This is a genomic window from Terribacillus saccharophilus (assembly GCF_002272075.1).
Classification (GTDB): Bacteria; Bacillota; Bacilli; order Bacillales; family Amphibacillaceae; genus Terribacillus; species Terribacillus saccharophilus_A.
Genome location: NZ_NPBJ01000016.1, coordinates 139958 through 163714 on the forward strand (window position 1 = coordinate 139958; position 23757 = coordinate 163714).

At 38.0% G+C, this 23757-nt stretch carries 22 protein-coding genes; 5 read left to right on the forward strand and 17 right to left on the reverse strand.

The window, feature by feature from the left end; translation table 11 throughout:
* Nucleotides 1-23 precede the first annotated feature (23 nt).
* Nucleotides 24-1550 (reverse strand): AbgT family transporter, encoded by a 1527-nt coding sequence (locus tag CHH48_RS08960; protein WP_095218799.1) that lies wholly within the window; start codon nucleotides 1548-1550, stop codon nucleotides 24-26.
* A 578-nt stretch (nucleotides 1551-2128) separates the two neighbouring features.
* Between CHH48_RS08960 and CHH48_RS08965 the strand changes: the two genes are divergently transcribed.
* Complete coding sequence (locus CHH48_RS08965) at nucleotides 2129-2887, forward strand: DUF5694 domain-containing protein (protein WP_095218800.1); 759 nt, start codon at nucleotides 2129-2131, stop codon at nucleotides 2885-2887.
* A gap of 221 nt (nucleotides 2888-3108) precedes the next feature.
* A complete protein-coding gene (locus CHH48_RS08970; RefSeq protein ID WP_095218895.1) occupies nucleotides 3109-4419 on the forward strand; it encodes an MATE family efflux transporter in 1311 nt (436 codons plus the stop codon).
* 73 nt (nucleotides 4420-4492) lie between these two features.
* On the opposite strand, the gene CHH48_RS08975 is transcribed toward CHH48_RS08970, so the two are convergent.
* The 9 genes from CHH48_RS08975 to CHH48_RS09025 form a co-directional block, all read right to left on the reverse strand.
* Nucleotides 4493-5689 carry a DUF3500 domain-containing protein gene (locus CHH48_RS08975; RefSeq protein ID WP_095218801.1) on the reverse strand — a complete coding sequence of 399 codons (1197 nt, stop codon included), beginning with the start codon at nucleotides 5687-5689 and terminating at the stop codon, nucleotides 4493-4495.
* Nucleotides 5690-6007: 318 nt separating this feature from the next.
* Entirely contained in the window at nucleotides 6008-7006 is a 999-nt protein-coding gene (locus CHH48_RS08980) for a S66 family peptidase (protein WP_176466402.1), read from the reverse strand.
* Between the two features lie 186 nt (nucleotides 7007-7192).
* Nucleotides 7193-7417 carry a YczI family protein gene (locus tag CHH48_RS08985; protein WP_095218803.1) on the reverse strand — a complete coding sequence of 75 codons (225 nt, stop codon included), beginning with the start codon at nucleotides 7415-7417 and terminating at the stop codon, nucleotides 7193-7195.
* 79 nt (nucleotides 7418-7496) lie between these two features.
* Complete coding sequence (locus CHH48_RS08990) at nucleotides 7497-8156, reverse strand: hypothetical protein (RefSeq protein WP_095218804.1); 660 nt, start codon at nucleotides 8154-8156, stop codon at nucleotides 7497-7499.
* A gap of 150 nt (nucleotides 8157-8306) precedes the next feature.
* On the reverse strand, nucleotides 8307-8654 hold the full coding sequence (locus tag CHH48_RS08995) for an SdpI family protein (RefSeq protein WP_095218805.1): 348 nt from the start codon (nucleotides 8652-8654) through the stop codon (nucleotides 8307-8309).
* Nucleotides 8655-9730: 1076 nt separating this feature from the next.
* Nucleotides 9731-10714 (reverse strand): tRNA dihydrouridine synthase, encoded by a 984-nt coding sequence (locus CHH48_RS09010; RefSeq protein WP_095218808.1) that lies wholly within the window; start codon nucleotides 10712-10714, stop codon nucleotides 9731-9733.
* Between the two features lie 283 nt (nucleotides 10715-10997).
* Entirely contained in the window at nucleotides 10998-11675 is a 678-nt protein-coding gene (locus tag CHH48_RS09015; protein WP_095218809.1) for an N-acetylmannosamine-6-phosphate 2-epimerase, read from the reverse strand.
* Between the two features lie 370 nt (nucleotides 11676-12045).
* On the reverse strand, nucleotides 12046-13170 hold the full coding sequence (locus CHH48_RS09020; protein ID WP_095218810.1) for an MFS transporter: 1125 nt from the start codon (nucleotides 13168-13170) through the stop codon (nucleotides 12046-12048).
* Nucleotides 13171-13264: 94 nt separating this feature from the next.
* Nucleotides 13265-13819: a TetR/AcrR family transcriptional regulator gene (locus CHH48_RS09025; RefSeq protein ID WP_095218811.1), complete on the reverse strand. Its 555-nt coding sequence runs from the start codon at nucleotides 13817-13819 to the stop codon at nucleotides 13265-13267.
* 382 nt (nucleotides 13820-14201) lie between these two features.
* On the opposite strand from CHH48_RS09025, the gene CHH48_RS09030 reads away from it, so the two are divergent.
* The gene (locus CHH48_RS09030) at nucleotides 14202-15101 is read left to right on the forward strand and encodes a LysR family transcriptional regulator (protein WP_095218812.1); all 900 of its coding nucleotides are present in this window, start codon (nucleotides 14202-14204) and stop codon (nucleotides 15099-15101) included.
* Nucleotides 15102-15147: 46 nt separating this feature from the next.
* Here the strand turns inward: CHH48_RS09030 and CHH48_RS09035 are convergent, their stop codons facing one another.
* Nucleotides 15148-16050: a 3-hydroxyacyl-CoA dehydrogenase gene (locus tag CHH48_RS09035; RefSeq protein WP_095218813.1), complete on the reverse strand. Its 903-nt coding sequence runs from the start codon at nucleotides 16048-16050 to the stop codon at nucleotides 15148-15150.
* 780 nt (nucleotides 16051-16830) lie between these two features.
* Here CHH48_RS09035 and CHH48_RS19505 point away from each other — a divergent pair.
* Together CHH48_RS19505 and CHH48_RS09040 are read left to right on the forward strand one after the other, a co-directional pair.
* On the forward strand, nucleotides 16831-16968 hold the full coding sequence (locus tag CHH48_RS19505; protein ID WP_176466401.1) for a hypothetical protein: 138 nt from the start codon (nucleotides 16831-16833) through the stop codon (nucleotides 16966-16968).
* Nucleotides 16969-17069: 101 nt separating this feature from the next.
* The gene (locus tag CHH48_RS09040) at nucleotides 17070-17309 is read left to right on the forward strand and encodes a helix-turn-helix domain-containing protein (protein WP_095218814.1); all 240 of its coding nucleotides are present in this window, start codon (nucleotides 17070-17072) and stop codon (nucleotides 17307-17309) included.
* Nucleotides 17310-17348: 39 nt separating this feature from the next.
* Here CHH48_RS09040 and CHH48_RS09045 read toward each other — a convergent pair whose 3' ends face one another.
* From CHH48_RS09045 to CHH48_RS09065, 6 genes are all read right to left on the reverse strand, one after another.
* Complete coding sequence (locus CHH48_RS09045; protein ID WP_095218815.1) at nucleotides 17349-17687, reverse strand: hypothetical protein; 339 nt, start codon at nucleotides 17685-17687, stop codon at nucleotides 17349-17351.
* The gene (locus CHH48_RS09050; protein WP_095218816.1) at nucleotides 17688-19520 is read right to left on the reverse strand and encodes a DUF6792 domain-containing protein; all 1833 of its coding nucleotides are present in this window, start codon (nucleotides 19518-19520) and stop codon (nucleotides 17688-17690) included.
* A 5-nt stretch (nucleotides 19521-19525) separates the two neighbouring features.
* Nucleotides 19526-20134: a hypothetical protein gene (locus CHH48_RS09055; protein WP_095218817.1), complete on the reverse strand. Its 609-nt coding sequence runs from the start codon at nucleotides 20132-20134 to the stop codon at nucleotides 19526-19528.
* 217 nt (nucleotides 20135-20351) lie between these two features.
* Nucleotides 20352-20501, reverse strand: coding sequence for a hypothetical protein (locus CHH48_RS19510; RefSeq protein WP_176466400.1), 150 nt, complete (start codon nucleotides 20499-20501; stop codon nucleotides 20352-20354).
* Nucleotides 20502-21006: 505 nt separating this feature from the next.
* Complete coding sequence (gene rlmD / locus CHH48_RS09060) at nucleotides 21007-22392, reverse strand: 23S rRNA (uracil(1939)-C(5))-methyltransferase RlmD (RefSeq protein WP_095218818.1); 1386 nt, start codon at nucleotides 22390-22392, stop codon at nucleotides 21007-21009.
* 108 nt (nucleotides 22393-22500) lie between these two features.
* Nucleotides 22501-23418 carry a diacylglycerol kinase gene (locus CHH48_RS09065; protein ID WP_095218819.1) on the reverse strand — a complete coding sequence of 306 codons (918 nt, stop codon included), beginning with the start codon at nucleotides 23416-23418 and terminating at the stop codon, nucleotides 22501-22503.
* Nucleotides 23419-23757: the final 339 nt, after the last annotated feature.

Genomic DNA, 23757 nt, shown 5'->3' on the forward strand with positions numbered 1-23757 from the left:
ATCGGGCTCCTACTATTCATTGATCAAGGATATTCAATTGGCGTACCTGGTCCAATCGGCTGCCCAGTCAACATCCAAATTAGCAGCATCAATACCCAGCCGATGGTAAAGGCAATTGAGTAAGGAAGCATAGTAGAAATCAATGTACCGATCCCAACCTTTTTATCGTACTTTTGTGCAAAGGCGATGACGATTGCGAAATATGGCATTAAAGGGGAGATAACATTAGTGGTTGAATCGGCTATTCTGTACACGAGTTGGGTAAACTCAGGTGAATAGCCCGAGAGCATCATCATTGGGACGAACACTGGTGCCATGATAGCCCATTTAGCAGAGGCACTGCCGATAAACAAATTGATAAAACCTGAAACGATGATGAAGGTCAGTATTAGCGGAATACCTGTAAAACCGGTGGAGTCAATGAAAGCAGCACCTCTAACCGCTAGAACGGTACCAAGGTTTGACTCGTTGAAATAAGAAACGAATTGAGCTGCGGCAAATGCTAGCACAATGTAGGATCCCATCGTTGCCATCGTTTCCGAGAGTTGATTGGCGACGTCTTTATCGTTTCTGATTTCTTTTGTAATGAGCCCATATACAAGACCGGGAATAAAAAATACAATCAGGATGACTGGGACGAGTGTATTCAAGAACGGTGCATCGATAATATTAGCTTCACCCGCTCTTAATGGCCCCCAAGAAGGAATAACAAGTAACACAATAGCAACAATAGTTAAGAGGAAGGCAATAAGTGCTCCCCATAACCCCTTCTTCTCTTCCGGCTTAAGGTAATTAACTTCTTCATTAACATTGCCTTTATACGTGCCAAGCCGCGGTTCTACGATCTTATCAGTTACCCATGTACCTAAAATTGTGAGCAGGAAAACGGAAGCAAACATAAAGTAAAAGTTCATCGCATAGTTGATGCCTTCCGCATATTCAGGGCTGATGATTGCTGCGGCATCCTGCGTCATACCGCCAAGGAGCGGATCAAGTGAAGTTAGCAGCAAATTCGCACTGTAACCACCGGATACTCCGGCAAAAGCTGCTGCGAGACCCGCCAGCGGATGACGTCCTAAGCCCGCGAACAAGACAGCTCCTAATGGTGTCAATACAACATAGCCAGCATCCGCTGCCATACTCGACATGACACCGCCGAAAACTAATGCTGCCGTCATCAGTGTGCGGGGAACCGAAGTAACAAGCCCGCGAAGAGCGGCACTGATCAATCCCGAGCGTTCTGCAATTCCGATACCAAGCATCGTCACCAAAACTGTTCCAAGCGGAGCAAAGTTAGTGAAGTTTGTTACAGCACTTTCGAACAGATATAAAATCCCTTCAGAGTTCAGCAGATTTTTGACAGCGATTGTTTCTCCTTCATTGAGAGGGTCTTCTACACTGACACCGATTGCAGAAAAAATAGCCGATAACACAACCACTACTGCAGCAAAGATGAAAAATAACGTAACCGGATGAGGAAGCTTGTTGCCGACTCGTTCAATGCCATTCAAAGATCGCATGATAAAGCCATTTTTGTGCGACTGCTCCATCCCTATACCTCCTGTTTGATTTAGTTTAAAAATTCAAACAATTGTATAAAAATAACAACCTAAGTATAGACAAGAGTTATGGTGATTGAAATAGGCAAAAAATCCAGTTCTTGATACCGCGAATTCACATGTAAAAGACCCAGTATAATGAAAGAATATCTCACATATACCGGGTCTATATAAGGAATAATCATTTAGTTAAAAAGAAACGCCAATTAGATATTTCGATCCAATCTTACTATTAATTTCTTCCACCGCGAGTATTTGATCTCGCTTTTCCTCTTCTTTGTTCATCAGGCTTCTTACCTTCGCCATTCTTTTTCTCGCGAGGTGCATAGGAATCTTTAACCATGGGCTCTCCCTCCTCTTCTCATAAAATTGTTCAAAGTTAGGATTTCCGTAATCAGATGCGCTATACAAACCACAGGATCAAATACATGTAAGGAAATATAAAAGCCTTCCAAATGGAAATGAGTGGTATCATGAAAATTACAGGATTTTCAAAATGAACAGACAAGATAATTCAATATAAAAGTAATACCTGAAGAAGTGAAACAAATTAAAAAGGAGGATTGTAAATGACTAAAAGGAAACCATCTGTTTTAGTTCTAGGGACCTATCATATGGGGGATCGTGGTAATCAAGATATTTATAAGCATAACATGAGTGATGTAAAAGCTGAAAAGCAGCAGAAAGAAATTAAAGAAGTAATTGAATGTATCAAGGCATTCAATCCAACTAAAATAGCTGTAGAATTTGAAACAATCAGAGCAGATATTCTTGATGCACAGTATAAGCATTACATAAGAAATGAGATAGAAAATGAATTAGAAAGAGACGAAATACACCAATTTGGTTTTCGACTTGCAAAAAAACTAGGTCATGAAAAAATATATCCAGTAGATTGGAACCGCCCTGTGGGAGGCGTTCCTTTGGGATACGTTTATGATTTTTTAAAAGATAGTGACCAACCGTTGTATGATCAAGTGGTGGAAGAAGGTGAAAAAAATAATAAAAAGGTACAATCCTTAATAAATACAAAATCAATCAGAGAAGTATTGGTTTATCTAAACAATCCCCATAATATAAAAAAGCAGCAAGCAATGTATATGAAATTTGCATTAGCTGCCTTTGAGGATTTTTATGTTGGGATTGATTGGCTTACAAACTATTGGTATCGTCGTAATCTAATTATATTTACAAATATCAAGAGACTCGTCCAAAAATCCGATGAAAGAATTCTTGTGATTTATGGTGCAGGGCATAAATATCTTCTTGATAACTTTTTTAACGAAAGTGCCATGTTCCATGTTCATGCAGTTTCGGAATATCTATAATTATTTATGTAAATAAATAGTTAACCGCACAATTGAGGAATCTCTCGAGTTTGTGCGGTTTTCTGTTCTATGATATAACCTAATTTGGTGTTTTACCGTTTTGATTGTGGTATGCATTGCTTTATACCACAATCGCATAAATTTAAAAATTATGGATGCCCATATTACGATAGGAAGTGTCAATCACCTTGGTTCAACAGGATTTTACAGAAGGCCGGATTATGAAGCAGCTCTTTACTTTTGCCGGACCTATTATGCTTACGAACTTATTGCAGGTTTCATATCAATTCATTGACAGTTTATGGGTCGGTAATCTCCTAGGCGCAAATGCGCTTGGTGCAGTAACCGTCTCCTCTACCGTTTTACTAACGATACTTGCATTTATTATTGGGATCAATAATACAACTCTGACAGTTTTGTCTCAACAAAGAGGAAGAGGCGACAATCAAGGATTAAAAGCTTACTTAAATGCCTTTGTTGTTGTACTCGGATTGTTATCCATATTTGTTGGTATTATCGGATTGCTTTTCTCCAGGCAAATTGTCATCATGCTCCATACACCTGCTGAAATGGTGGATGAAGCCAGAACTTATTTACAGGTTAACTTTATCGGTATTTTGTTTTTAATGGGCTACAACTTTATTGGTACTGTCTTAAGAGCTTTAGGGGATAGTAAAACACCATTGAAGTTTGTTTTAGTCGCCGTTATTTTGAACACGATTCTGGATCCATTATTCATTTCTGGTTTTGGCTTGGGTATCGAAGGCGCAGCGTATGCCACGGTCTTATCGCAAGCAGTCGCTTTCCTCTTAGGTTTGTGGTACACACTTCGCAATGGGCTTGCTCCGCTATCTATTCCTTTCTTACCAAAGAAGGAGCAAGTATTGCTTATTTTGAAGCTTGGCATTCCATCCGGTCTGCAAATGATGGTCATCTATGCTGGTGTGACAGCAATAATGAGTGTCGTCAACTCTTTCGGCGGATCGGTCGTCGCCGGATTTGGAGCTTCGCAAAGAATTGATAGCTTGATCACCTTGCCTGCCATGGCATTAGGGACAGCCGTCAACAGTATGGCCGGCCAAAATATTGGTATCGGCCGCTGGGACCGGGTAAAAGAAATCGCGAAGTACGGCGCACTGTTTAATCTAGCTATTATGCTTGTGATTGCCATTCTTGTCTTTTTACTCGCAGAACCTTTAACCAGTTTGTTTATAGATGAGGAATCAGCCGTTTCATTCGGCACCGATTACTTAAAAATCATTGCTTTCTTCTATCCATTTATCGGGCTTAATTTTATCTTGAACGGCATCGTCCGAAGCTCAGGAGCGATGTACCAAGTACTGATTTTGAACATCCTATCCTTTTGGCTGCTTCGCTACCCGCTGACGTATATCTGCTCAGCTTTCATTGGGGAAAACGGAATCGCACTAGGAATGGGAATTAGTTTTATTCTAAGCAGTATCTTTTCTTTTTCTTATTATAAATGGGGGAAATGGGATAAGAAGCAATTGTTTGCTGATGAAAAAATTTAATTCATGATATATTGAAGAAAAGCGTTAGACCTGGATAACAGGGCTAACGCTTTTTTAGTACTTATTCTAACCGTTATTCCGAAAACGCTCCGCCGTAATCAGCTAACTTATCACGCCATACAGTATGGAAATGCGCTTCAGCATCTTCACCACTGTTATAGCCCACTCCTTGCTGAGAAGCAAATTCAAGCCATAGGCGAGGTCCGTCAATTCTCACATAAGATCCTACGTCATCATAGTTAGTTGATCCGGACCAGCCGATATACGTTTCGGCAAGTGCATCATCAGATAAGTACACATCCAGTAATCCCTGCGCTGTATCCTCTTCTGCGTCTTCCATCCAGGCTTTGATAGCTGTTTTTACAAGTTCCTGTTGCTCTTCACTCAGGTCTGAGTATAGAATTCCTTCACTTTCTTCCGGAAACTCACCATCGCTATCTGCTCCTACAACAACATCCCTAAATTCTTCATCGATTTTAGCTTCTGCAAGCTGGTCTTCATCAAGTGATTCAATGATGGAGTACATCCCTTTTCTGCGTGTTTCGATTGGGGCAAGCGTTGTTCCATTCAACTCAAAGGTTTGCGGCTCTGTTCCAGTGAATTGCGGTGTTGCACTGACCTCTTCCCCATTGAACACAATATTTTCAGCCAAATGATGTCCGCTGATTTGCAGCATCCAGGTATCAGTATCGGATGGTTCTCCCAAAATCGCGATATAGTATAATCCTGAACCCCATTCTGTTCGCCCTGTATCAGTTGTCAAAAACTCATCTGCACGTATGATATTCAGCATCGTCTCGTAACCCTGCTCACTTAAGGAAGCTTTGGCAAGCGTTAAAGCAGCTTCCACACTCTCCTCCGACAAATCACCTAAAGCGACTCCATTTCGATTTTGTGAGTTAGCAGGCAAATTAGACCAGTGCGCTGCATTTTCTTCCGTGAAATCATAGCTTACTTGTTCCTTTTCGTCATCTGTTAGCGTATCTAAAAAGGCTTCAGCAAGCTCCGCCTCACTTTTACTCTCCGTGGTATTATTTTCTGCCGATTCTTCTACGATATCTATAATAGAATCCTTTGGTTCGGATTGCATTTGCATTCCTTCCCCTTCAGGTCCTCCTTGCCCGTTCCCTATTTCTGCGACTTCAGCAGTTTCAGAAGCATTTGATATATCCGCCTCGGCATCGGTTAAATCAGTAGCACACCCTGTTAAAAACAGAAAACTTGAAGCCAAAACATAAAATCTTATCGTCATCCAATTGTCCTTGTCCATGTCTGTACCTCCACATATTTTGTTGTTCTTCTCTTAACATAACAACAAAATGTAGATACGAAATGGGATAAATATATAAAAAATAGGCAGTAAACTAAGTTTTTACACAAAAATTCCGTTAACCGGTGCTCTCTGATTAATTTATTTAAAGTCCATTTTGTTATTCCTTCTTCAATAAAAAATTCCTGTCACAGCTGGAACAAGTGTGATTCCTATGAGGAAATGATAGGTTAAACTTTCCAAGCGTATCTAACAATTCATTTTTCAAAAAACCAGTTTAACCTTCCTGCTTGGAGGAGCTGCAAGCTGCCTTTTACCTTACAGCCACTTCTCTATGCAAGTGACTTCCTTTTTCTTTGTATCAATCCGAACTTTTTTCCCGATCGCTAAAGGTATCATAGGATGCGTATGACAACAGTCGAAATCAGCTAAAATCGGTATCTCCTTACCATCCAATTGTTCCAGCAGTATATCTAGAGATTGCTTTCCTGTTCCCAGATCATCATACTGTTCATGCTTTCCTAAAATAATTCCAGAGACCTTCTCAAAAACTCCATGAAGCTTAAGCATTGCTATATTCTTCTCCACTATCGCAGCATTTTTGGATGTATCTTCAATCAATAAAATATCTCCCTGTTGAAACTGTGGAAAATATGGTGTGCCAATAAATCCATACATCGCATTATTATTTCCGCCAACTAAACGTCCTTCAGCAACCCCTCCATTTACACCAATCCAATTATTATCATATAAAGTCTTTTCTTTGGTATACTCCAGCCAATTTACTACTTCATCGGACCAAAATTTTGGCATTGGGATTACATATGGCGTTATAGGTTGTTCACAAAAATACTTCTCAAAATATGCATATGTATCATTCACTAAAGGCTCAAATTCACCAAAAGAAGCAACGAGGGATGACCCATAATAAGTTGGAATATTAGTTTTGGCATATAAACTCATCAATACCGCTGTAGCATCCGAGTAACCTACTACTAGCTTAGGATCTTTCCTAAATGCTTCATAATCAATATAAGGAAGCAGACTATTTGAATTCGTACCGCCGATCATCGCCATGATCATCGTAATGGACGAATCTCGGAGCAATTGATTTAATTCTTCAGCTCTTTCCTTGGGGCTGCCTGAACGATATATTTCACTTTTACCAGTCAGACTCCCTTCCACAATTTGAAAACCCTTTCGCTCAAGAAATGATTTCCCACGCTTATATCGCTGCTCTGACGAAACAGAAGCTGGCGAAGAAGGAGAAAAAATGCCAATCTTATCGCCCTTTTTTAGGTTTCTCATCATAAACATCCTCCTCTTCATATATTTATTTATTAGCAAAAATCAGTTTTTTTATTGTGGAGTATCCTTAGATTTCCAGATAGTCAGACTAATAACTGCTCAAACTCTTGCAGATATGCTTTTCCTCCGAATAAGATTTCAACTATCTCTAAAAGGACCTCCATTAGCTCTTATATATATTGGATTACACTTATTCTAACCAGTAAAAACGGCAACAAAAAGGACAAATATAGACGCTATAATACAAATAACAGCATTTCCCTGACGTTTCACCTTGAATTCAGAAAAGCCTATTACCATAAACATTAGACCTAAAAAGAAAAACATATAAGGAGATAGCTCATGATTACCTGTGACCAATCCATAAATTCCGAATGTCACTACAATTATTGCTAAAATAATACGAAGTACAGTTAACAAATACTCACTCCTAACTTAAAATTCCAATTAATTGTAGCATTCCCTTATTAAATTTTATATAGATTCACTCTTCTCTAAATCACAGTTTCCTTATTTTATCACCGGACCTAATAATAATATTTATATCTGATGCACTTCCCCCTTCAACATGGTTTTCTATGTTCGAAACATCTATGTTTGTTTTGATTTTCACTACTTTTTTCTCTTTTCCCTCTATGCTGACCTCATAAGGAGCTTTATTATTCATGAGGGCTACCATTGGAACATCATCTTCAGAGTAGTAATCTTCATGAAATTCAAGAGTGAATTGAACATCTTTACTACTATAATTTTCAAATGATAGCTTACATTCACCACTCAATGTTGATTCATTAACCATCTCAAATTCACACTTACTAACCTCATCATTGTAATGAACTGCATCAACACCTTTTGCAAAGTTTTTTTGATAAGAACTGAGAACCATTCCAGGTGCGAAAATAGCTATTAGTAATGCAAGTAAGAATGCACGCATATGATACTTCTTTAATGATCTTGTAAGGAAAAATATGCTGGCAATAAATATAGTTAATGAAGCTATCCCTACATAATGCCATCCATTAGCAGAACGAATTGGAAAATTAAATACTTCTGCAACTGTCTCCCCATAAGGAATTGCATGTGGAAAAGGAAAATTCATTACTGCAGAAACAATAAAAAGGATAATTGCTATCCACAACATTTTTTTGCTTTTTATCACCAGTACACCTCCAACCTATGTAATATTAAAAATAGATATTTTATATGCCTACGAAAACAATATCGTAACAGATTCAAATATCTGTTAATGTTAGGTATTCTCTTTGTTTTCATGAGCAACTCAAGTATGGACACAATTAAAAAATCAGCATCATCGCTCTCTTTCAGTAATTATTTCTTCCTCTTTTCGCTTCAATTTCCATTCAGTTAATCCATATATCATAAATAAAGAAATAATTACCCACAGTAATTCAACAAACAAATAAAACTCATTTTCATAGCGAAAAAACAATAACACTATCCCTCCAATGACTATATGCATCACTCCTGCCAACACTAGCAATTTAGCAGCATAAGATTGCCCTAATTTCCACAAAGCTTTATTCTTCATTGATCGCTTTGTTCGATAGCCTACTATCCTGTTAGAGCTGCCTGATTCAGATGTTTTGAGAATAAGACACGCCATCAAGTGACCAATACCACATATAAGAATTAACATGTATAAGACACCTACTCTTATTAGAAATACAAAATAAATTCAAAAGACATTAGCGCTAAAAGTATGATAGATTCTTGTACATTAGAAGAAAGTTTTAACCACGTCAGAAAAAATGGTATATTTTGTATATATATTGTAGTGTACCTTGTAATTTGTAAAGAAATAGTGATTATTCATTTGATGGAGGTAATAGTAATATCTGCTATAGACTGGGTTATCATAGGAGTTATTCTAATTGGTCTCATAGTGTGGTTAACATCTGGAAGAGTGTTCTATATGCTTGTTTATTTTGCATTATTTTCATTGGGTTCGTTAATTTATAGATTAAGCAATAATCATTCACTTGCTGACGCATTTTTTAGTTCGCTGGGTTTAGTAGATATTTTGGTTATTGTAATTACTTCGGCGCTGCTGATTGAAAAGTTAAAGGATAATAAAAGCTGATTAATCATATAATCTAACCTATATATTGAGACTCTTTATATGCTTATTTCACACTCATTATCCAGTCTCTTTATTTTAAACACCAGTAACATTCCAATCTTATAGCAAAAAATGAACTTAATTCACTAAAGGATGTGAATGCTTTGAGGTCCCTTAACCCATTTCTCTCTATCTTTTGCCTAATATTAACCATAATAGCACTGCTAACCCTTTATACATATGCTACTTATATATCACAAGGTGCATTGTTCGCAAATTCAATCATGAATTTCCTTGTCGTATTTTGTATATTAAATCCAATCATCGGACTTACTTTTTCGATATTTATAAATGAAAAAAGAGTTAAACTACTACTTATAATTATTAATTCAATCGTTGCTCTTGTTGTTATCCCTTTTATGATATTCATTGCTGTATTTAGATTTGGTTTTGCATCATTTGTTTAAGCTAATTTAAAACGTAAGTGGATATGCTCGTCTTCATAAATTCAACTAGGAGAGACCATTCAATAGATTATTAAAATCATATAATATAAAAATTGGCTGGCATAATCGGTTCAATACCGCTTTTATACCAGCCAATTCTATACTAAAACTTGTTTTGCTTCCACTTCATTTCTACCTAATACACTTCTACTGCTCTTCCACCTCAACAAGATACTTTCTCTCAAAATCATCAAGCAATGCGCGAACTTCATCCGTTGACTTCGTGTTCATGCATTGATTTCTCAATTCACTTGCACCTCGGAATCCTCGAAGATATATCTTGAAAAAGCGTGGAAGAGGCTTGTACGCACGGGCTTCTGCTTTTGAATATTCATCATGGAGATCCAGATGCAGTCTCAAAAGATTAAGCAATTCCTTACTGCTATGTTCTTTCGGTTCCTTTTCAAAGGCAAACGGATTTGTAAAAATCCCGCGCCCAATCATGATCCCGTCAACTCCGTATTGTTCAGCCAGTTTTAAGCCAGTTTCACGGTCTGGAATATCCCCATTGATCGTTAGAAGTGTATCAGGAGCTATCTCATCACGAAGTTTCTTGATTTCCGGAATCAATTCCCAATGTGCATCTACCTTGCTCATTTCCGCTCTTGTACGCAGATGGATGGAAAGATTAGCAATGTCTTGCTTCAATACATGTGTCAGCCAGTCGCGCCATTCATCTATATCTGTATATCCAAGTCTTGTCTTCACACTTACGGGCAATCCACCTGCTTTTGCAGCTTGTACCAGCTCTGCAGCAACTTCAGGACGACAAATAAGGCCGCTTCCCTTTCCATTTCCTGCAACATTAGGTACAGGGCAGCCCATATTGATATCTAGTCCCTTAAACCCTAACTCCGCCATACCAATACTCATTTGGCGAAAATTCTCAGGCTTATCTCCCCATATATGAGCCACCATCGGCTGTTCATCCTCCGTGAACGTCAAACGGCCACGCACACTATCTATTCCATCTGGATGACAATAGCTCTCCGAGTTTGTAAACTCAGTAAAGAACACATCAGGTCTGCCAGCTTCACTCACTACATGACGGAACACAACATCCGTCACATCTTCCATCGGAGCCAATACAAAAAATGGTCGTGGTAAATCACGCCAGAAATTATCTTTCATATATAAAACCCTCTCATTATAGTTACAAATCTAATATTTATTCAAGGAGCAAAGATGCTCTGTTTCTTTTACTTTAAACACGCTCAAGCAATACATATCAAAACATAGTAAAAAATACAACATTTTATTTTACTATTAACCAGTAAAAAGTGCAAAGAAAACTGAATATCGAACTAGGTACACATAAAAAAGACCTGGAGATCGGAGATAATTATTTTACCGAAATCCAGGTCTGTATATCAAATGTATATCTTTACACGAAGGAATTTAAATATGTATCTTTTCAATTTATTATATCTACAAAGCGTTCAGTAATCTGCTGCGGCCTAGTAATCGCACCACCGACCACAACAGAATATGCCCCTAATTGTAAGCATCGTTTTGCCATTTCTGGTGTTATGACATTACCCTCAGCAATTACCGGAATACTAACATTATCAAGTACTCTTTTTAAGAATTCAAAATCGTTGTCGTAAAGCTTGTTATTCTTTGTTTCCTCCGTATAGCCATACAATGTAGTGGAGACACAATCAAAACCAAGCTGATCAGCTTGTATAGCATCCTCTAAAGTAGCAATGTCAGCCATCAATTGTACCGATGAATCCTTTTCTCGAACATACCGTACTAATTCCCCTAATTCAATGCCCTCAGGTCTTCTTCTTTCTGTAGCATCCATAGCAATCATTTCACATCCACTTTCTAGCAGTTCATCAATCTCTTGATATGTAGGTGTGATGTATACCGAGGAATCTTTATAATCACGTTTAATTATTCCAACAACAGGAAGGCTCACTTCCTTTTTTATTTCTATAATATCCTCTTTAGAATTTGCCCTTATGCCTTTTGCGCCCCCTTGCTTTGCAGCTAATGCCATTTTGGACATGATGAATGAACTATGTAGGGGTTCTTCTGGTAAAGCCTGACAGGATACGATTAAATTGTGTTTAACTTCGTTTAGCATTTTGGCTTTCCTCCTGATTGTGAATATAGTAATTACAATACAGCTCAGCACTAAATATAAAAGACCACGTTAGCATCACATTCTCTTTACTCTCAATATCCATAATATACTATTACTAGACAAGATAAAATCAAGCTAGGAAAGACAAAGTCTTTGCACAAAAAAGACCCGGATATCGAAATTGTTTATTTACCAAAATCCAGGTCTGAAGTTATTTTCACTAGGAGGAGTTTATTTTTAATTAGACATAGTAGGATGAAGATATATAGAAGAAAAGGATCTCACACTACATGTTAGTTCAGTAGATATTCTAATTGATTAAACTATTCAACTGACACACCCATAAAGAGGGTGCAATTTCAAGCTAACTTCATGTTCTTTTAAATATTAAAGCTAGATAACCAATTATAGAAGCACCTATAAATAGAACATTATAGCTTAATAGATCTGCAATGACCCCGGAGAAAATTGATCCTATTGCTTGACCAAGTGCCAGTATTAAAAAGGGTATACCTAGTCCAAATGATGGGTTGGACTTAAACACGGAAATTCCCCATACTATTAACACACCGGTCATAAAAATATATGAGCTACCAAAAAGGGCTGGTGATAGAAACCCTATCATAATGTAATCTGTAAATGTCCCTAATAGCAGAGACGAGGTTGAAAGTGCTATCACAGAAATCCTGTATGCAGGCATTAAACCAAACTTATTGATACATGCACCTGCAGTTCCTCCTAATAACCCTGCAACTCCAATAATCACCCATAGCCACTCTCCGAGGTAATCAGGAACACTCTCATTTTGTAACATAAAATCTCTTGAAAATGTCCAATAGGCCGAACAGGAGGTTCCTAACAATAGAGATGCCAGAATTAATGGTATGGCTCTTCTCCACTCTTCTTTTGAGAAACCTGATTTTACGTTTTTATTTAAAGTTTGATTTTGTTTTTTAGGCAGCACTTTGTAATTAGCGAATAATACTACTGTGGCAATGACCATAAATATTAAGTACGTTTCTCTCCAACTATCTGTCATTATAATTGCAATAACTCCAGTTAAAGCTGTTCCAATACTCGTACCAGAGTTTATCCATGAATTAGTCTGATTCTGTAATTTTATTTCTACGTTTTCATCAATAATATCAGCGTACGGTGGTGAAGAAAAACCTGTACTTAGCCCGGCCAGAAATATACCTAAACCTAATACTCCAGGATTACCCGATACAGATATAATCCCCAAACCAATAGTGGATGAGAATCCTGCAACAATAAGAATAGACCTCGGTGATACTCTGTTCGAAAATACCATTGCCAAAACGATTGCTATACAGTATGCGATATAAGACAAAGACGAAATGACCCCGCTAGTGGATTGTGCCATATTCATTGTTTCATTAATATATGGAAGCATCAGCCCATAACTGAATCGAGATAAACCATATGTCACAGCAATCATTGGTAACCCAACAACAATCAATTTATTTTCAAACATATCTATCACCTCTTATTTTATATATAACGTTCATTATAATAATTGAGTAAAAAAAATAGGAAACAATGCACTACATTGATCTTCCTATTCAAATTCATTTATCAGAAACCTGCATACCTTTCATTAAACGTTCTGCTGCTTCTTTTATTTCATCTAATTCCTGTATTTGGGTCATGGATGTTAAACCCTCTAAAATAATCATGATTTGCATACCCAAGGATTTTGGAACATCAAATACCTTCATATCATTTTCAATTTTGTTAACAAGTGTTTTTTTATGCTCTCTGCTTAAGGAGGCAATTCCCTCGTTTACACCTTCATATTCCTGCTTTGCTCTTAAAAACAAACAACCATTTGTACCTTCTGCTTCTAACCAGTTTATATGAGCTTGAATCAACGACTTTACGTAAGTATGAATACCATCACCTTTGTTAAGCTTATCTCCTACTAATTCAAAATATTGATGTTCTCTTCGGGCTAATACTTCTTTAATTAATTCTTCCTTTGATTCGAAATGATAATACATAGTCATCGGTGCGACTCCAGCTTGATCCAATATTGATTTAACACCAATTGCATGAAAACCATTCTGATAAAATAACTTTTCTGCCGTATTCAATATAGCTTCTTTTTTCTGTGACTTTCTCATATGACACCCTCTTTTATATTGAACGTTCATTATAAAATTATCATACCGTTTCTCTTATCGCAAGAAACTGCAGTGAAAAAAGACCCGCACTGTAGCAAGTCTCATTAATCAATAATTTCGTCCTCTTTGCTTTTTAGTTTCCCTTCCGTGAGAATGTAAATGAGGAATAAGGAAACTATTACCCAAAATTAGCACTTATGCATAAAAGCTTTCTTTGTTAGAAACCGCTGACCGATGTTGCTTTTGAGCATACCTTATTGCTCCTATTAAACCTCCTTTAAATTCCTCGCCCACTATACTTTTATCTTTATTTACATATATACCTCTCCTCTTTTTTGATAAACTAACTTTTACAAACTAAAACTATTTAAGGTGACAAAACATGAATATAACCCAGCTTCAATATTTAGTAGATGTCGGAGAGTTAGGCTCCTTTACTGAGGTTGCTAAAAAGAACATGATGACCGTTCCAGCAATCAGTCTCTCCATAACCCAGTTAGAAACTGAATTAGACGTACTGCTTTTCACACGCTCACGCAAAGGAGTAGTTCCAACCGCTGAAGGAAAAAAGGTCATCCAGTATGCTGTTTCTGTCTTGAAAACAATCGACAGGCTTAAAAATGATATTGCAGTATCAAAAAACAACCAGTACGGTAATATTGTCATTGCTACAATTCCCGGATTAGTGTCCCAAATCATTAACAATACCCTCGAATTCCGAGAAAGCTATCCTTATGTAAATGTGCAAGTAGTGGAGGAAGATACGGCTGCTGTGCTGGAACAAGTAAAAAATGGCCATGCAGATATGGGGTTTGTTTCACTAGGGTCAAACAATCATGATGTTGCATTGGAATGGGAACCGATTAAAAGGGTTGAAGTGGTGCTTGCCGTTAATAAGAGCTCCTTACTACGATTCAACAATAAAATCTCCCTTGACCAAATCATAAACGAAATGAATGAATCAATCGTATTGTACAATGACCCTTACTTAAAGAAAATAGCTGAAGATTTGTTTCCAGATAACTTGAGAAATAGGATTGCATTAACGACAAATAATGGAGATGTCCTTTTACAAATGGTGCTGCAAAGGAATGCTATCACGATAACGAATGATTATATTATCCAAGCATTGCCGGCACATTTAAGAGATGAAGTGGTGACGATTTCGATTAATGAGTACTTTACCCTTTCCAATTATTTATGGCGAGTGACGAGAAAAAATGAAAAATGTCCGGAAATGGTAGACCAGTTTACCGAGCATCTTTTGCAAGACTTAAAATAGACTTTAAAAAGAATCCTCCTGCCATTATGACAGGAGGATTACTTTTTTATTGATTCCCCAAGAAATCAGGGTCCATAAATCGAGGATTAGGATATTTATAGAAGCCTTCTCCTGTAGCAACTCCAAGTTTTCCTTTATCAACATACTCTGTTTTCAGTAGCTCTGCGAGTTTCTTAAATTCTGAATTTCCTGTTGCGTCCGCTTTAGCCTTCACAATATTATAAGATGTTTTGATTCCGACAACATCCAATATTGCAAATGGACCTTTCGGAGCTCCTGTAGCAATCATCCATGTTTTATCGATCGTCTCCACATCTGCAACCTCTCTTGATAGCAATAGCTCTGCTGCATCTAGAAGAGGAACAAGCAATGAATTCAAAATATATCCTGGCTGCTCTTTATGAAGAGGTAATGCTACCATTCCAATTGCTTTCGCAAACTCAACTACTTGGTCAAACACATTCATATCTGTGCCTGGATGCTTCATAATTTCGGCTGTATTATTAATCCAAATTTCATTAGCAAAATGAAGTGCCAGGAATTTTTCAGGACGTCCTGTCGCTCCAGCAAACTGACTTGGCATCAATGTTGATGAGTTTGATGCAAAAACAGTCTTATCTGGTGCAACTTGATTTAGCTTCTCATAAAACTCTGTTTTAATCGTCACTATCTCTGGTATTGCTTCTATCAGCAAATCTGCATCAGCAACTGCCTTTGCCAGGTCGCTATAGTAAGAGATGCGGTCAGATGCAGAATCTACTTGCTCTTTACTAGCCTGTAAATCCTCTTGATAACGCCCTTTCAATATGTTTATTTTGTCTTTAGCTGATTGTAATGCTACATCATTAATATCGTATACTGTTACATGAAAACCATTAAATGCAGTTTGAAAAGCGATTTGACTTCCTAAAACCCCACTGCCCGCTATTGTAATATGTTTGAATTCCATGATTCTTTACCATCCCTTTGTACGATAAATTAAACAATTAATTACTACATCTTTATTGTAAAATACATTTAATATAAAATAAAGTTAATAAAATTTAATCTTACTTAATTTTTATTTAATCTAAATACCACAGTTTGAAGATAGTGTGATAATATAGATCTCCGGATTTCCGAATTTGTTGAAGAAAGGAAAACTAGAGAAAAATGAGTAAGAACACGTGCTGCACATGAAAAAGACCCGGAAATCGGAATTGTTTATTCTACCGAAATCCAGGTCTTATTAGGAAAAGTATATTTTTATTGGGAAGAGTTTAAATTAGTTAGACACCTTCTGTTCAACAATAATAAACATTTCCTAAATCATCGCCTCCAACCCGCATTCCACCGTTTCGAGTTAAAATAAAGATTTCCTACCGAACACTCATTTTCATACTTTTTATGATCAAAATTGGCCGTTTTTCACCCGCTTTTCACCTGTTTTTTCACCTTTTTTCCTCAGTTAAAATAAAGATTTCCGATAAAAGAAGGAAGAGAATATTGAGAGAATCCAGTAAGGACAAGGGATAATAGAAAAAAGACCTAGAAATCGGAAGAGTTTATTTTAGTTAGACATAGTAGAGAAAAAAGTTTAGATTCAAGAAGATGATTATAAACCCCTTCTATCTCATGCTATCCACCTCTAACTTTGTTAATTTCAATCCACCTCTGAAACTACTATTACAATAAATACAGAGTATAACGTGTATGATTAAATCACTTTGTATAAAGGAGCAATATCCGTATGCCACTTGGTAAAGAAATAAAACAAAACTTAATTAAAAATGCTATGAATACTGAAGCCAAACATCAAAAGTTCAAAAAAAGCCTCATAAGCTTCTATCTCAATCAAAGAGAAAAAGAGTATCAACAAAACCACTAGAAAACAACAATAGTGAATTGGAGCAAAGTTTGACCTTTATAACTTTTTAGTTAAAAACAATTTATAAATGAAATAAATTCCAATTTGAAAGGAACAGTAGTTTGAAAAAATCATATTCAGAATGGGAAGCAGCAAAAAAACTTGGTTTGAGTATCAGCACTATCCAACGTATGTGTGAAACTGGCAAGTTAAAGGGCTGCCATAAAATTAACGACACTTGGCAAATTCCTCAATACAATTTCATTACTAACAAAGTACATGATATTAAGTCAGAAAGCTTTGTGCGAAATCTTGATAGAAAGAATAGTATCAGCGGTAATGTAGATGAGTTTAATTTATGAACAAGAAGAAGGAACTAGTACGCATGGCTAGTCCCTTCTTCATTCCATATTGTGGTCTTCATAAGTAACTGATATTCGCTGTTTCTTCATTTCTGCCACTTGCTCATTAAATGTATTTACAGCTTTGTTTATCTTCCTGGTAACATCTTCACATAGTCCTTCATCATGATTCATCCGACTTGTCGTTTCCTTCTTCATCGCATCAATGATTTTTCCTTTTTGATCTTCACTAATGATTATCTTACTGACATAAGAGAAAAACCGTTCATCATTTTCTCTAATACCATCAATGGGAGTCTTTAGAGCCTTTTTCTTGTCGGAGTAATCCTTGTTAGGGATTAGCTGTTCGGTAGCTTGGAATGTGCGTTTCTGTCCCATTTAGAACCTCCTTGAAAAATCGAATAGCCTAGATACATTGTCCTCTTCATCAAATAAATCCTCGATGGCCTTTCGGTACTTCTCGATATACAACTTACCGCTTTCCACCGACTTCTTTAGTTCATGGATTTCTTCATCAAAGTCATTATTCTCCAAAGGGTAGAAGACTTCGTGTACTTTGATAGTCTTCATTTCTTTATTGAATGCCGGTAAGTGTCCGTGTTTAGCAAGTAAGTCACGGTAACTACCTGGACTCGATTCCATGCGGTCGATCTCGTCCTGGACTTTTCGCTTTTCATCCTTATAACTATCATCTAATTCCTCTTTTACCGCTTTCTCGAAATTCCGAATCTTGGTTTCTTTTTCTTCTAGGATGGGGAGGGTCTCTCGATACATGCGGAGTGCTGCGGAGATGTTCACTTTGATAGGATCGCCATTAGTTGCTGTGTAGACCATATCTGTACCGAAATAGCTTTTGTTACCTTTCGACATGGCAGCAAGCAGTTCCGGAATGCTATGGCTGGCTACTATTTTATTTAGACTTTCAAAAAAACCGCTTTCTTTCATGCACTCTATTGATGACGTTAGCGATGACTTTATCCATACCAGACTTCCTCCAAATGCAACCGTAGAGATATCTTGCAAAAACTGAACACCAGACAAACTGGAATTAGCATTCAATCCATCTTCTATCGTTGAAAGATGAGACTCTATAAGTTCCAGTTCTTCAATCATTGTATCTTTTTCTTTTAGGGATATATAACCCGTTTCTTGTAACCGTCCGAAAATCAAATCCTTGTTATCCAAAACGACTCTTACTTTATCCAGTAAGGGCGGGACACTCTTATTTAGAGCCTTTACCGTTTCATCGAATTCTCCTTGATTAAACGTGTACCAACTCAAGAAACTTCCGAAGCTGTTTACATCCTTCAGATAGTCCATATTCACCCCAAAGAGCTGTTTAGCGACCTCTTTTGTGCCACCCGCATTATCTGCTTTTGCATAAATTAAAGCCAAGTCCTGTACATCCTTTATAACTTCAGGAGGAATGTCTTTTGCTAACTCTTTAATTCCCGAGACGTCGGGGTTGGTGTCAACAACTTCAATCTGCCCCAATTCTACCATTCCTGGAACAAAAGGGGTCAACCCATTTAGCGGGTCATCAGAAGAGATTATTTGATGTATGTTTTTGGATTCGTCTTTAAAAAACTCTTTAGTGAACACCTCTAACTCATCCGCAGAAACTCTTTGGCGTAGATCCGCATCGTTTCTCACCTTAAACTTTTCTATTACTGCTTTTTGAAAGTCAATATTCATATCAAATAGCTGATAAGCGTTAACTTGGGCCCCATTCATACCATAAACCTCGTCGAAAGTGCCATAGCCTAAGTATGCCTCTGCATTATTGTGGTGGCCAAGTGAATGCCCCCAAGAGATCACCTTAGCGTCCTCGTCTACGCCTAATTTATTCTTGGCCTGTTCAACAAATAAATCTGTAGCTTGAGGTTGATCAATTGATTCCCCTGCAAGTGGACCTTTGGCATTAAATGACCAGTCTGGTCCATTGGTGGTTCCTTGAGAGATAACGTACATCTCTTCTTGATTTCCGTCATCAATGTATATGGCTGTACCGTTATAGCCCGTCTGATTAATTAAACTATCTTCAGTATCAGAGGAGTGGAATATTTTTATATCTGCATCTAAAAGTGAGCCTGTCTCTTCTAGGTAAATTTGTTGTATGGTTGACTTTAATTTATCTGCGGTCATATTTTCGTATTCTTTATTAGTTAATCGCATTGCCATCAGTTCATAATCAAGTATGCCTTTAGCCATTGCATTCACTTACCTTTGTCATTGTTAAATTGGATCGATTTTAACACATCTGATACTTTTTCTTTCTCTTCTTCTTTTAGAGAATCACACTGATTATTTTCAATATCTTCTCTACAAATAATGCTTGTAAATACCTGTATTTCTTGTTTTTTTTCATTTCTTACTATGGCTGCAATATAACTAGTTGAATCATCCGAATCCATTTCAGCAATCTCAAGATGTTGGTTCTCATTCTCACTCGGTACTTTTTTAAAATCCAGTTCTTCTCCAGCTCTACGATTCATTAGATCTCTACTATATTCAATATTAGGTATGGAGCTATAGTAGTTAATGATGAATTGATCCATTACATCTGCATCATTGTCATCATAATAAAAGATAAGAGATTCTGAGTTTCCTTCATTACCCGCCATACTTGTTTCGTCTACAACCATGTCTTCAGGAAAATCAAGAGTGAATGTATTAGTAGCTGATACCAAAGTGTAGTACCCTTCTCTAACTGATTCAGTTGATTCTAAGTAATCTCTGGTCAATTCATCTTGGAAAGCCGGCACATCCGGCAAGTCTTTGGGATCCATCTCAGAAGGGGAGAGGGACTCTTTGCCATTACTCATATTGCATCCTCCTATAATCAGTGTTGTTAGAATTAAAAAGATTACAAATTTAAATTTCACGCAGCGGTACCTCCATAAGGTTCGGATTATTGCTGTAGTCCATAAAAATTATACAAAACACATCCAATCATTCCCAACAATTGTATAAGCCTTTTGCAAAAACGGTTCTTTAGTCTTGGGGATATGTGCCAGTGTTATTTTCCTGACAAAAATGCTATTATCCTTCTTCCTCCTCGTTTAATGGAATAATCTTGCCATCAGGGTACTCCTTAACCAACTCGCCGTCCTTTTCATATACGATATACGTATTATTCTTTTTTGCCTGTTCCATAGCCAGCTCTCCGGTTCGTTTTATGTACTCATCCATCCACGCATACTTCCTCTATTGTTCTTTTATCCGCCATACTTAAGACCTCCTATCGATGCCCTTACCTTGAATAGCATAGCAGTGACTCATTTTTGTTATCCCTATTTCTTCATTCTTATCTCTCACAAACACAATATCAAGGAATAATACAAGCTCAATTAAAATTCTTTTCTCTACTATGTTCAACAATAATAAACATTTCCTAAATAAGACCCGTCCAACCCGCATTCCACCGTTCGAGTTAAAATAAAGTTTTCCTACAGAACCCCCATTTTCACTCTTTTTCTGTTCAAAATTGGCTGTTTTTCACCTACTTTCCCAACTGTTTTTTCACCTTTTTTCCTCAGTTAAAATAAAGATCTCCGATAAAAGAAGGAAGAGAATACCGAGAAAATCCAGTAAGGACAAGGGATAATAGAAAAAAGACCCGGAAATCGGAATTGTTTATTTTACCGAAATCCAGGTCTTATAAGGAAAAGTTTATTTTTACTGGGAAATGTTCTTTTTAATTAGACACCTTCAACTGAATCTCCGCAACACACTCAATATGCCCAGTCTGAGGGAACATATCAACTGGCTGTACTTGCTTCGTCTCAAATCCGCCGTCTTCCAGGAAGCGGAGGTCGCGAGCGAGCGTGCTTGGGTTACAACTCACATATACAATGCGTTTTGGCTTCATATCGATCATAGCTTGAAGCAGATCTTCTTCACAGCCTTTACGCGGGGGATCGACGACGATGACGTCAGGGTTTAAGCCTTGGGCTTTCCACCATGGCATAACTTCTTCGGCTTTGCCGACATAGAATTCAGCGTTGTCCATGTGGTTGAGCTTGGCATTCATTTTAGCGTCAGAGACTGCTTGCGGCACAATTTCGACACCGTAAACTTTCTTCGCTTTCTGAGCTAGGAATAGCGAGATCGTACCAATCCCAGAGTAAGCATCAATAACAGTTTCATTGCCGCTCAGGTTGGCATATGCCAGTGCTTGATCGTACAATACTTTCGTTTGTGCGGGATTGACTTGGTAAAAAGATTGCGCTGAAATGGCGAATTTGATATCTCCGATTGTATCGTAGATATATTCTTCACCCCATAGCAGCTTCGTCTTACGACCAAGGATAACATTCGTACGTTCCTTGTTGATATTCTGAACGATTGACTTGATCTGCGGGTACGTCTCATGCAGTTCAGCTACAAGTTCCTTTGCATAAGGCAGTTCGTTCATGCGCGTGACGAGCACGATCATCGTCTCGTTTGTCTGCTGACCGGTACGGACCATGATGTGGCGCAGGTCACCGCGATGCGTTTCTTCATTATACGCCGAGATGCCAAGACGGCTAGCGATGCGGCGAACAGCCTCTACCATACGGTCATTTACTTCATCTTGAATAACACATGTTTCCATATCCTCGATGATGTCGTGGCTGCGTTTACGATAAAATCCGGTAATCATTTCGCCATTGCGTTCTGCTGTCGGAATTTGGATTTTGTTTCGGTAACGCCATGGATCATCCATGCCAAGTGCCGGATGGACTGGTACATGCTCCAGATGGCCAATTTTCTTCATCGCGTTTTGTACTTGTTTTTGCTTCATGTCCAGCTGCATCTTATAGCTCATATGCTGCAGCTGACAGCCGCCACATTGTATATACACATCACAAGGCGGTTCTACTCGATGTTCACTCGGCTTTGTTACTTCAAGTAGTTTACCGAAGCCGAAATTTTTCTTTGTCTTAATCACTTTCACTTGCGCTGTCTCGCCTGGAAGCGCATATGGTACAAACAATGGATAGCCGTCTACTTTACCGACACCGTCTCCATCATGCGTCAGGTCTTCGAAGGTCAGTTCAATTGTTTGGTTCTTTTCAACTGGTGGCGCTAATTTTGCCATTTTCATCGTCCTTTTTGATTTGCTTTCAAGATTGTATCACATTGTGGGTGAAATCAGAAATCCAGGTCTATTACCCGGGAAATATGTCGAAAAAAGAAACAAGACAGCTTAGTCAGCTAAGCTATCTTGTTTCTGGATGAATTCCTCTGTAACGAAGTATTCAATGTGCTGATGCAGATTGACGAATTCACCTGGCAATAAACCGCCGTATTCGCCATCGATGTTCAACTGCATTTTATCAGCAGGTTTTACCTTGATTCGATTCGCTCTTGTATAGAAGATGAGATCATGATCCAAGTGCGCTCCTCGGATTGCCAAGGAAGCAATACGGATAAATTCGGCTATATTCGTTTTTCGTAAAATAACCAAATCGAACAATCCATCATCCAATAACGCGTCCGGTGCGAGCTTCTCGAAGCCGCCAACGGAGTTTGTGTTAGACACAAGGAAAAGCATGATTTCATCTTCGAACCATTTGCCATCATACTCTATTTCTACCTTGATTGGACGAATCGATGGCAGCATTTCAATGCCTTTTAAATAATAGGCCATTTGACCGAGCATCGTCTTCGTCTTGCTTGGAACATCATAGGTAAGCTCTGTTAGCTTCCCTCCGCCAGCGATATTCATAAAGTAATGGTCATTGACCTTACCGATATCGAGCTTGCGAGTCTTGCCTTCTACAATGATCTCAGCTGCTCTCTTGATGTTGCGCGGAATAAATAGTGCACGAGCTAAATCGTTCGTCGTACCGACTGGAATGATGCCGAGCTTCGGTCGGTTTGGCTGTTCAGCCAAGCCTGATACGACCTCGTTGACAGTACCGTCCCCGCCGCATGCAACGACAAGATCATAGCCGCGCTCTACTGCCAAGCGCGCTGCCGCCGTCGCATCTCCTTCACATGTGGTCGCATGCGTCGAAGTTTCATAGCCTGCCTTTTCAAAAATTTCTAATACATCTGGGAGTTCGCGTCTAAACGCTTCTTTACCTGATGTTGGGTTGTAAATGATCCGAGCGCGTTTCATTGTATTGCCTCCTACCAAACCTTACGTTCACATTGTCCAAGTCTTATCATAGCTTTTTTTTCCTATTTTGAAAAGGTCTTTGCCCGTTCCTGGAAGCCTATCTCAATCAGTATAGGAATAATATGCCCCTTTTAACCCGGTTACAGGAAATTCCTTGGCTTTTTCCAAGTGTGTTGATAGACGTCTCTTCTCAGCTTCTTCATAATAAATTTCCTTTACATCACTCTGCAATTTGGCATATTTCTTTCTCTCTTATTATATGTATTGATGTTCTGCCCTTTTATTTTGTAACGTTAACATAACGACGTATTATAATTTGTTCTATTAATCCGCTAAACT

What these genes read in the sequence shown, in the direction of transcription:
- CHH48_RS09035 (WP_095218813.1), bottom strand. Translation starts at nt 16,050, where the DNA reads ATGGAATTCAAACATATTACAATAGCGGGCAGTGGGGTTTTAGGAAGT.
- CHH48_RS09045 (WP_095218815.1), bottom strand. Translation starts at nt 17,687, where the DNA reads ATGGGACAGAAACGCACATTCCAAGCTACCGAACAGCTAATCCCTAAC.
- CHH48_RS08970 (WP_095218895.1), top strand. Translation starts at nt 3,109, where the DNA reads ATGAAGCAGCTCTTTACTTTTGCCGGACCTATTATGCTTACGAACTTA.
- CHH48_RS09030 (WP_095218812.1), top strand. Translation starts at nt 14,202, where the DNA reads ATGAATATAACCCAGCTTCAATATTTAGTAGATGTCGGAGAGTTAGGC.
- CHH48_RS09020 (WP_095218810.1), bottom strand. Translation starts at nt 13,170, where the DNA reads ATGTTTGAAAATAAATTGATTGTTGTTGGGTTACCAATGATTGCTGTG.
- CHH48_RS09055 (WP_095218817.1), bottom strand. Translation starts at nt 20,134, where the DNA reads ATGAGTAATGGCAAAGAGTCCCTCTCCCCTTCTGAGATGGATCCCAAA.
- CHH48_RS08965 (WP_095218800.1), top strand. Translation starts at nt 2,129, where the DNA reads ATGACTAAAAGGAAACCATCTGTTTTAGTTCTAGGGACCTATCATATG.
- CHH48_RS08980 (WP_176466402.1), bottom strand. Translation starts at nt 7,006, where the DNA reads ATGTTTATGATGAGAAACCTAAAAAAGGGCGATAAGATTGGCATTTTT.
- CHH48_RS09025 (WP_095218811.1), bottom strand. Translation starts at nt 13,819, where the DNA reads ATGAGAAAGTCACAGAAAAAAGAAGCTATATTGAATACGGCAGAAAAG.
- CHH48_RS19510 (WP_176466400.1), bottom strand. Translation starts at nt 20,501, where the DNA reads ATGGATGAGTACATAAAACGAACCGGAGAGCTGGCTATGGAACAGGCA.
- CHH48_RS08975 (WP_095218801.1), bottom strand. Translation starts at nt 5,689, where the DNA reads ATGGACAAGGACAATTGGATGACGATAAGATTTTATGTTTTGGCTTCA.
- CHH48_RS09065 (WP_095218819.1), bottom strand. Translation starts at nt 23,418, where the DNA reads ATGAAACGCGCTCGGATCATTTACAACCCAACATCAGGTAAAGAAGCG.
- CHH48_RS08960 (WP_095218799.1), bottom strand. Translation starts at nt 1,550, where the DNA reads ATGGAGCAGTCGCACAAAAATGGCTTTATCATGCGATCTTTGAATGGC.
- CHH48_RS08995 (WP_095218805.1), bottom strand. Translation starts at nt 8,654, where the DNA reads ATGTTAATTCTTATATGTGGTATTGGTCACTTGATGGCGTGTCTTATT.
- CHH48_RS09010 (WP_095218808.1), bottom strand. Translation starts at nt 10,714, where the DNA reads ATGAAAGATAATTTCTGGCGTGATTTACCACGACCATTTTTTGTATTG.
- CHH48_RS09050 (WP_095218816.1), bottom strand. Translation starts at nt 19,520, where the DNA reads ATGGCTAAAGGCATACTTGATTATGAACTGATGGCAATGCGATTAACT.
- CHH48_RS09015 (WP_095218809.1), bottom strand. Translation starts at nt 11,675, where the DNA reads ATGCTAAACGAAGTTAAACACAATTTAATCGTATCCTGTCAGGCTTTA.
- CHH48_RS19505 (WP_176466401.1), top strand. Translation starts at nt 16,831, where the DNA reads ATGCCACTTGGTAAAGAAATAAAACAAAACTTAATTAAAAATGCTATG.
- rlmD (WP_095218818.1), bottom strand. Translation starts at nt 22,392, where the DNA reads ATGGCAAAATTAGCGCCACCAGTTGAAAAGAACCAAACAATTGAACTG.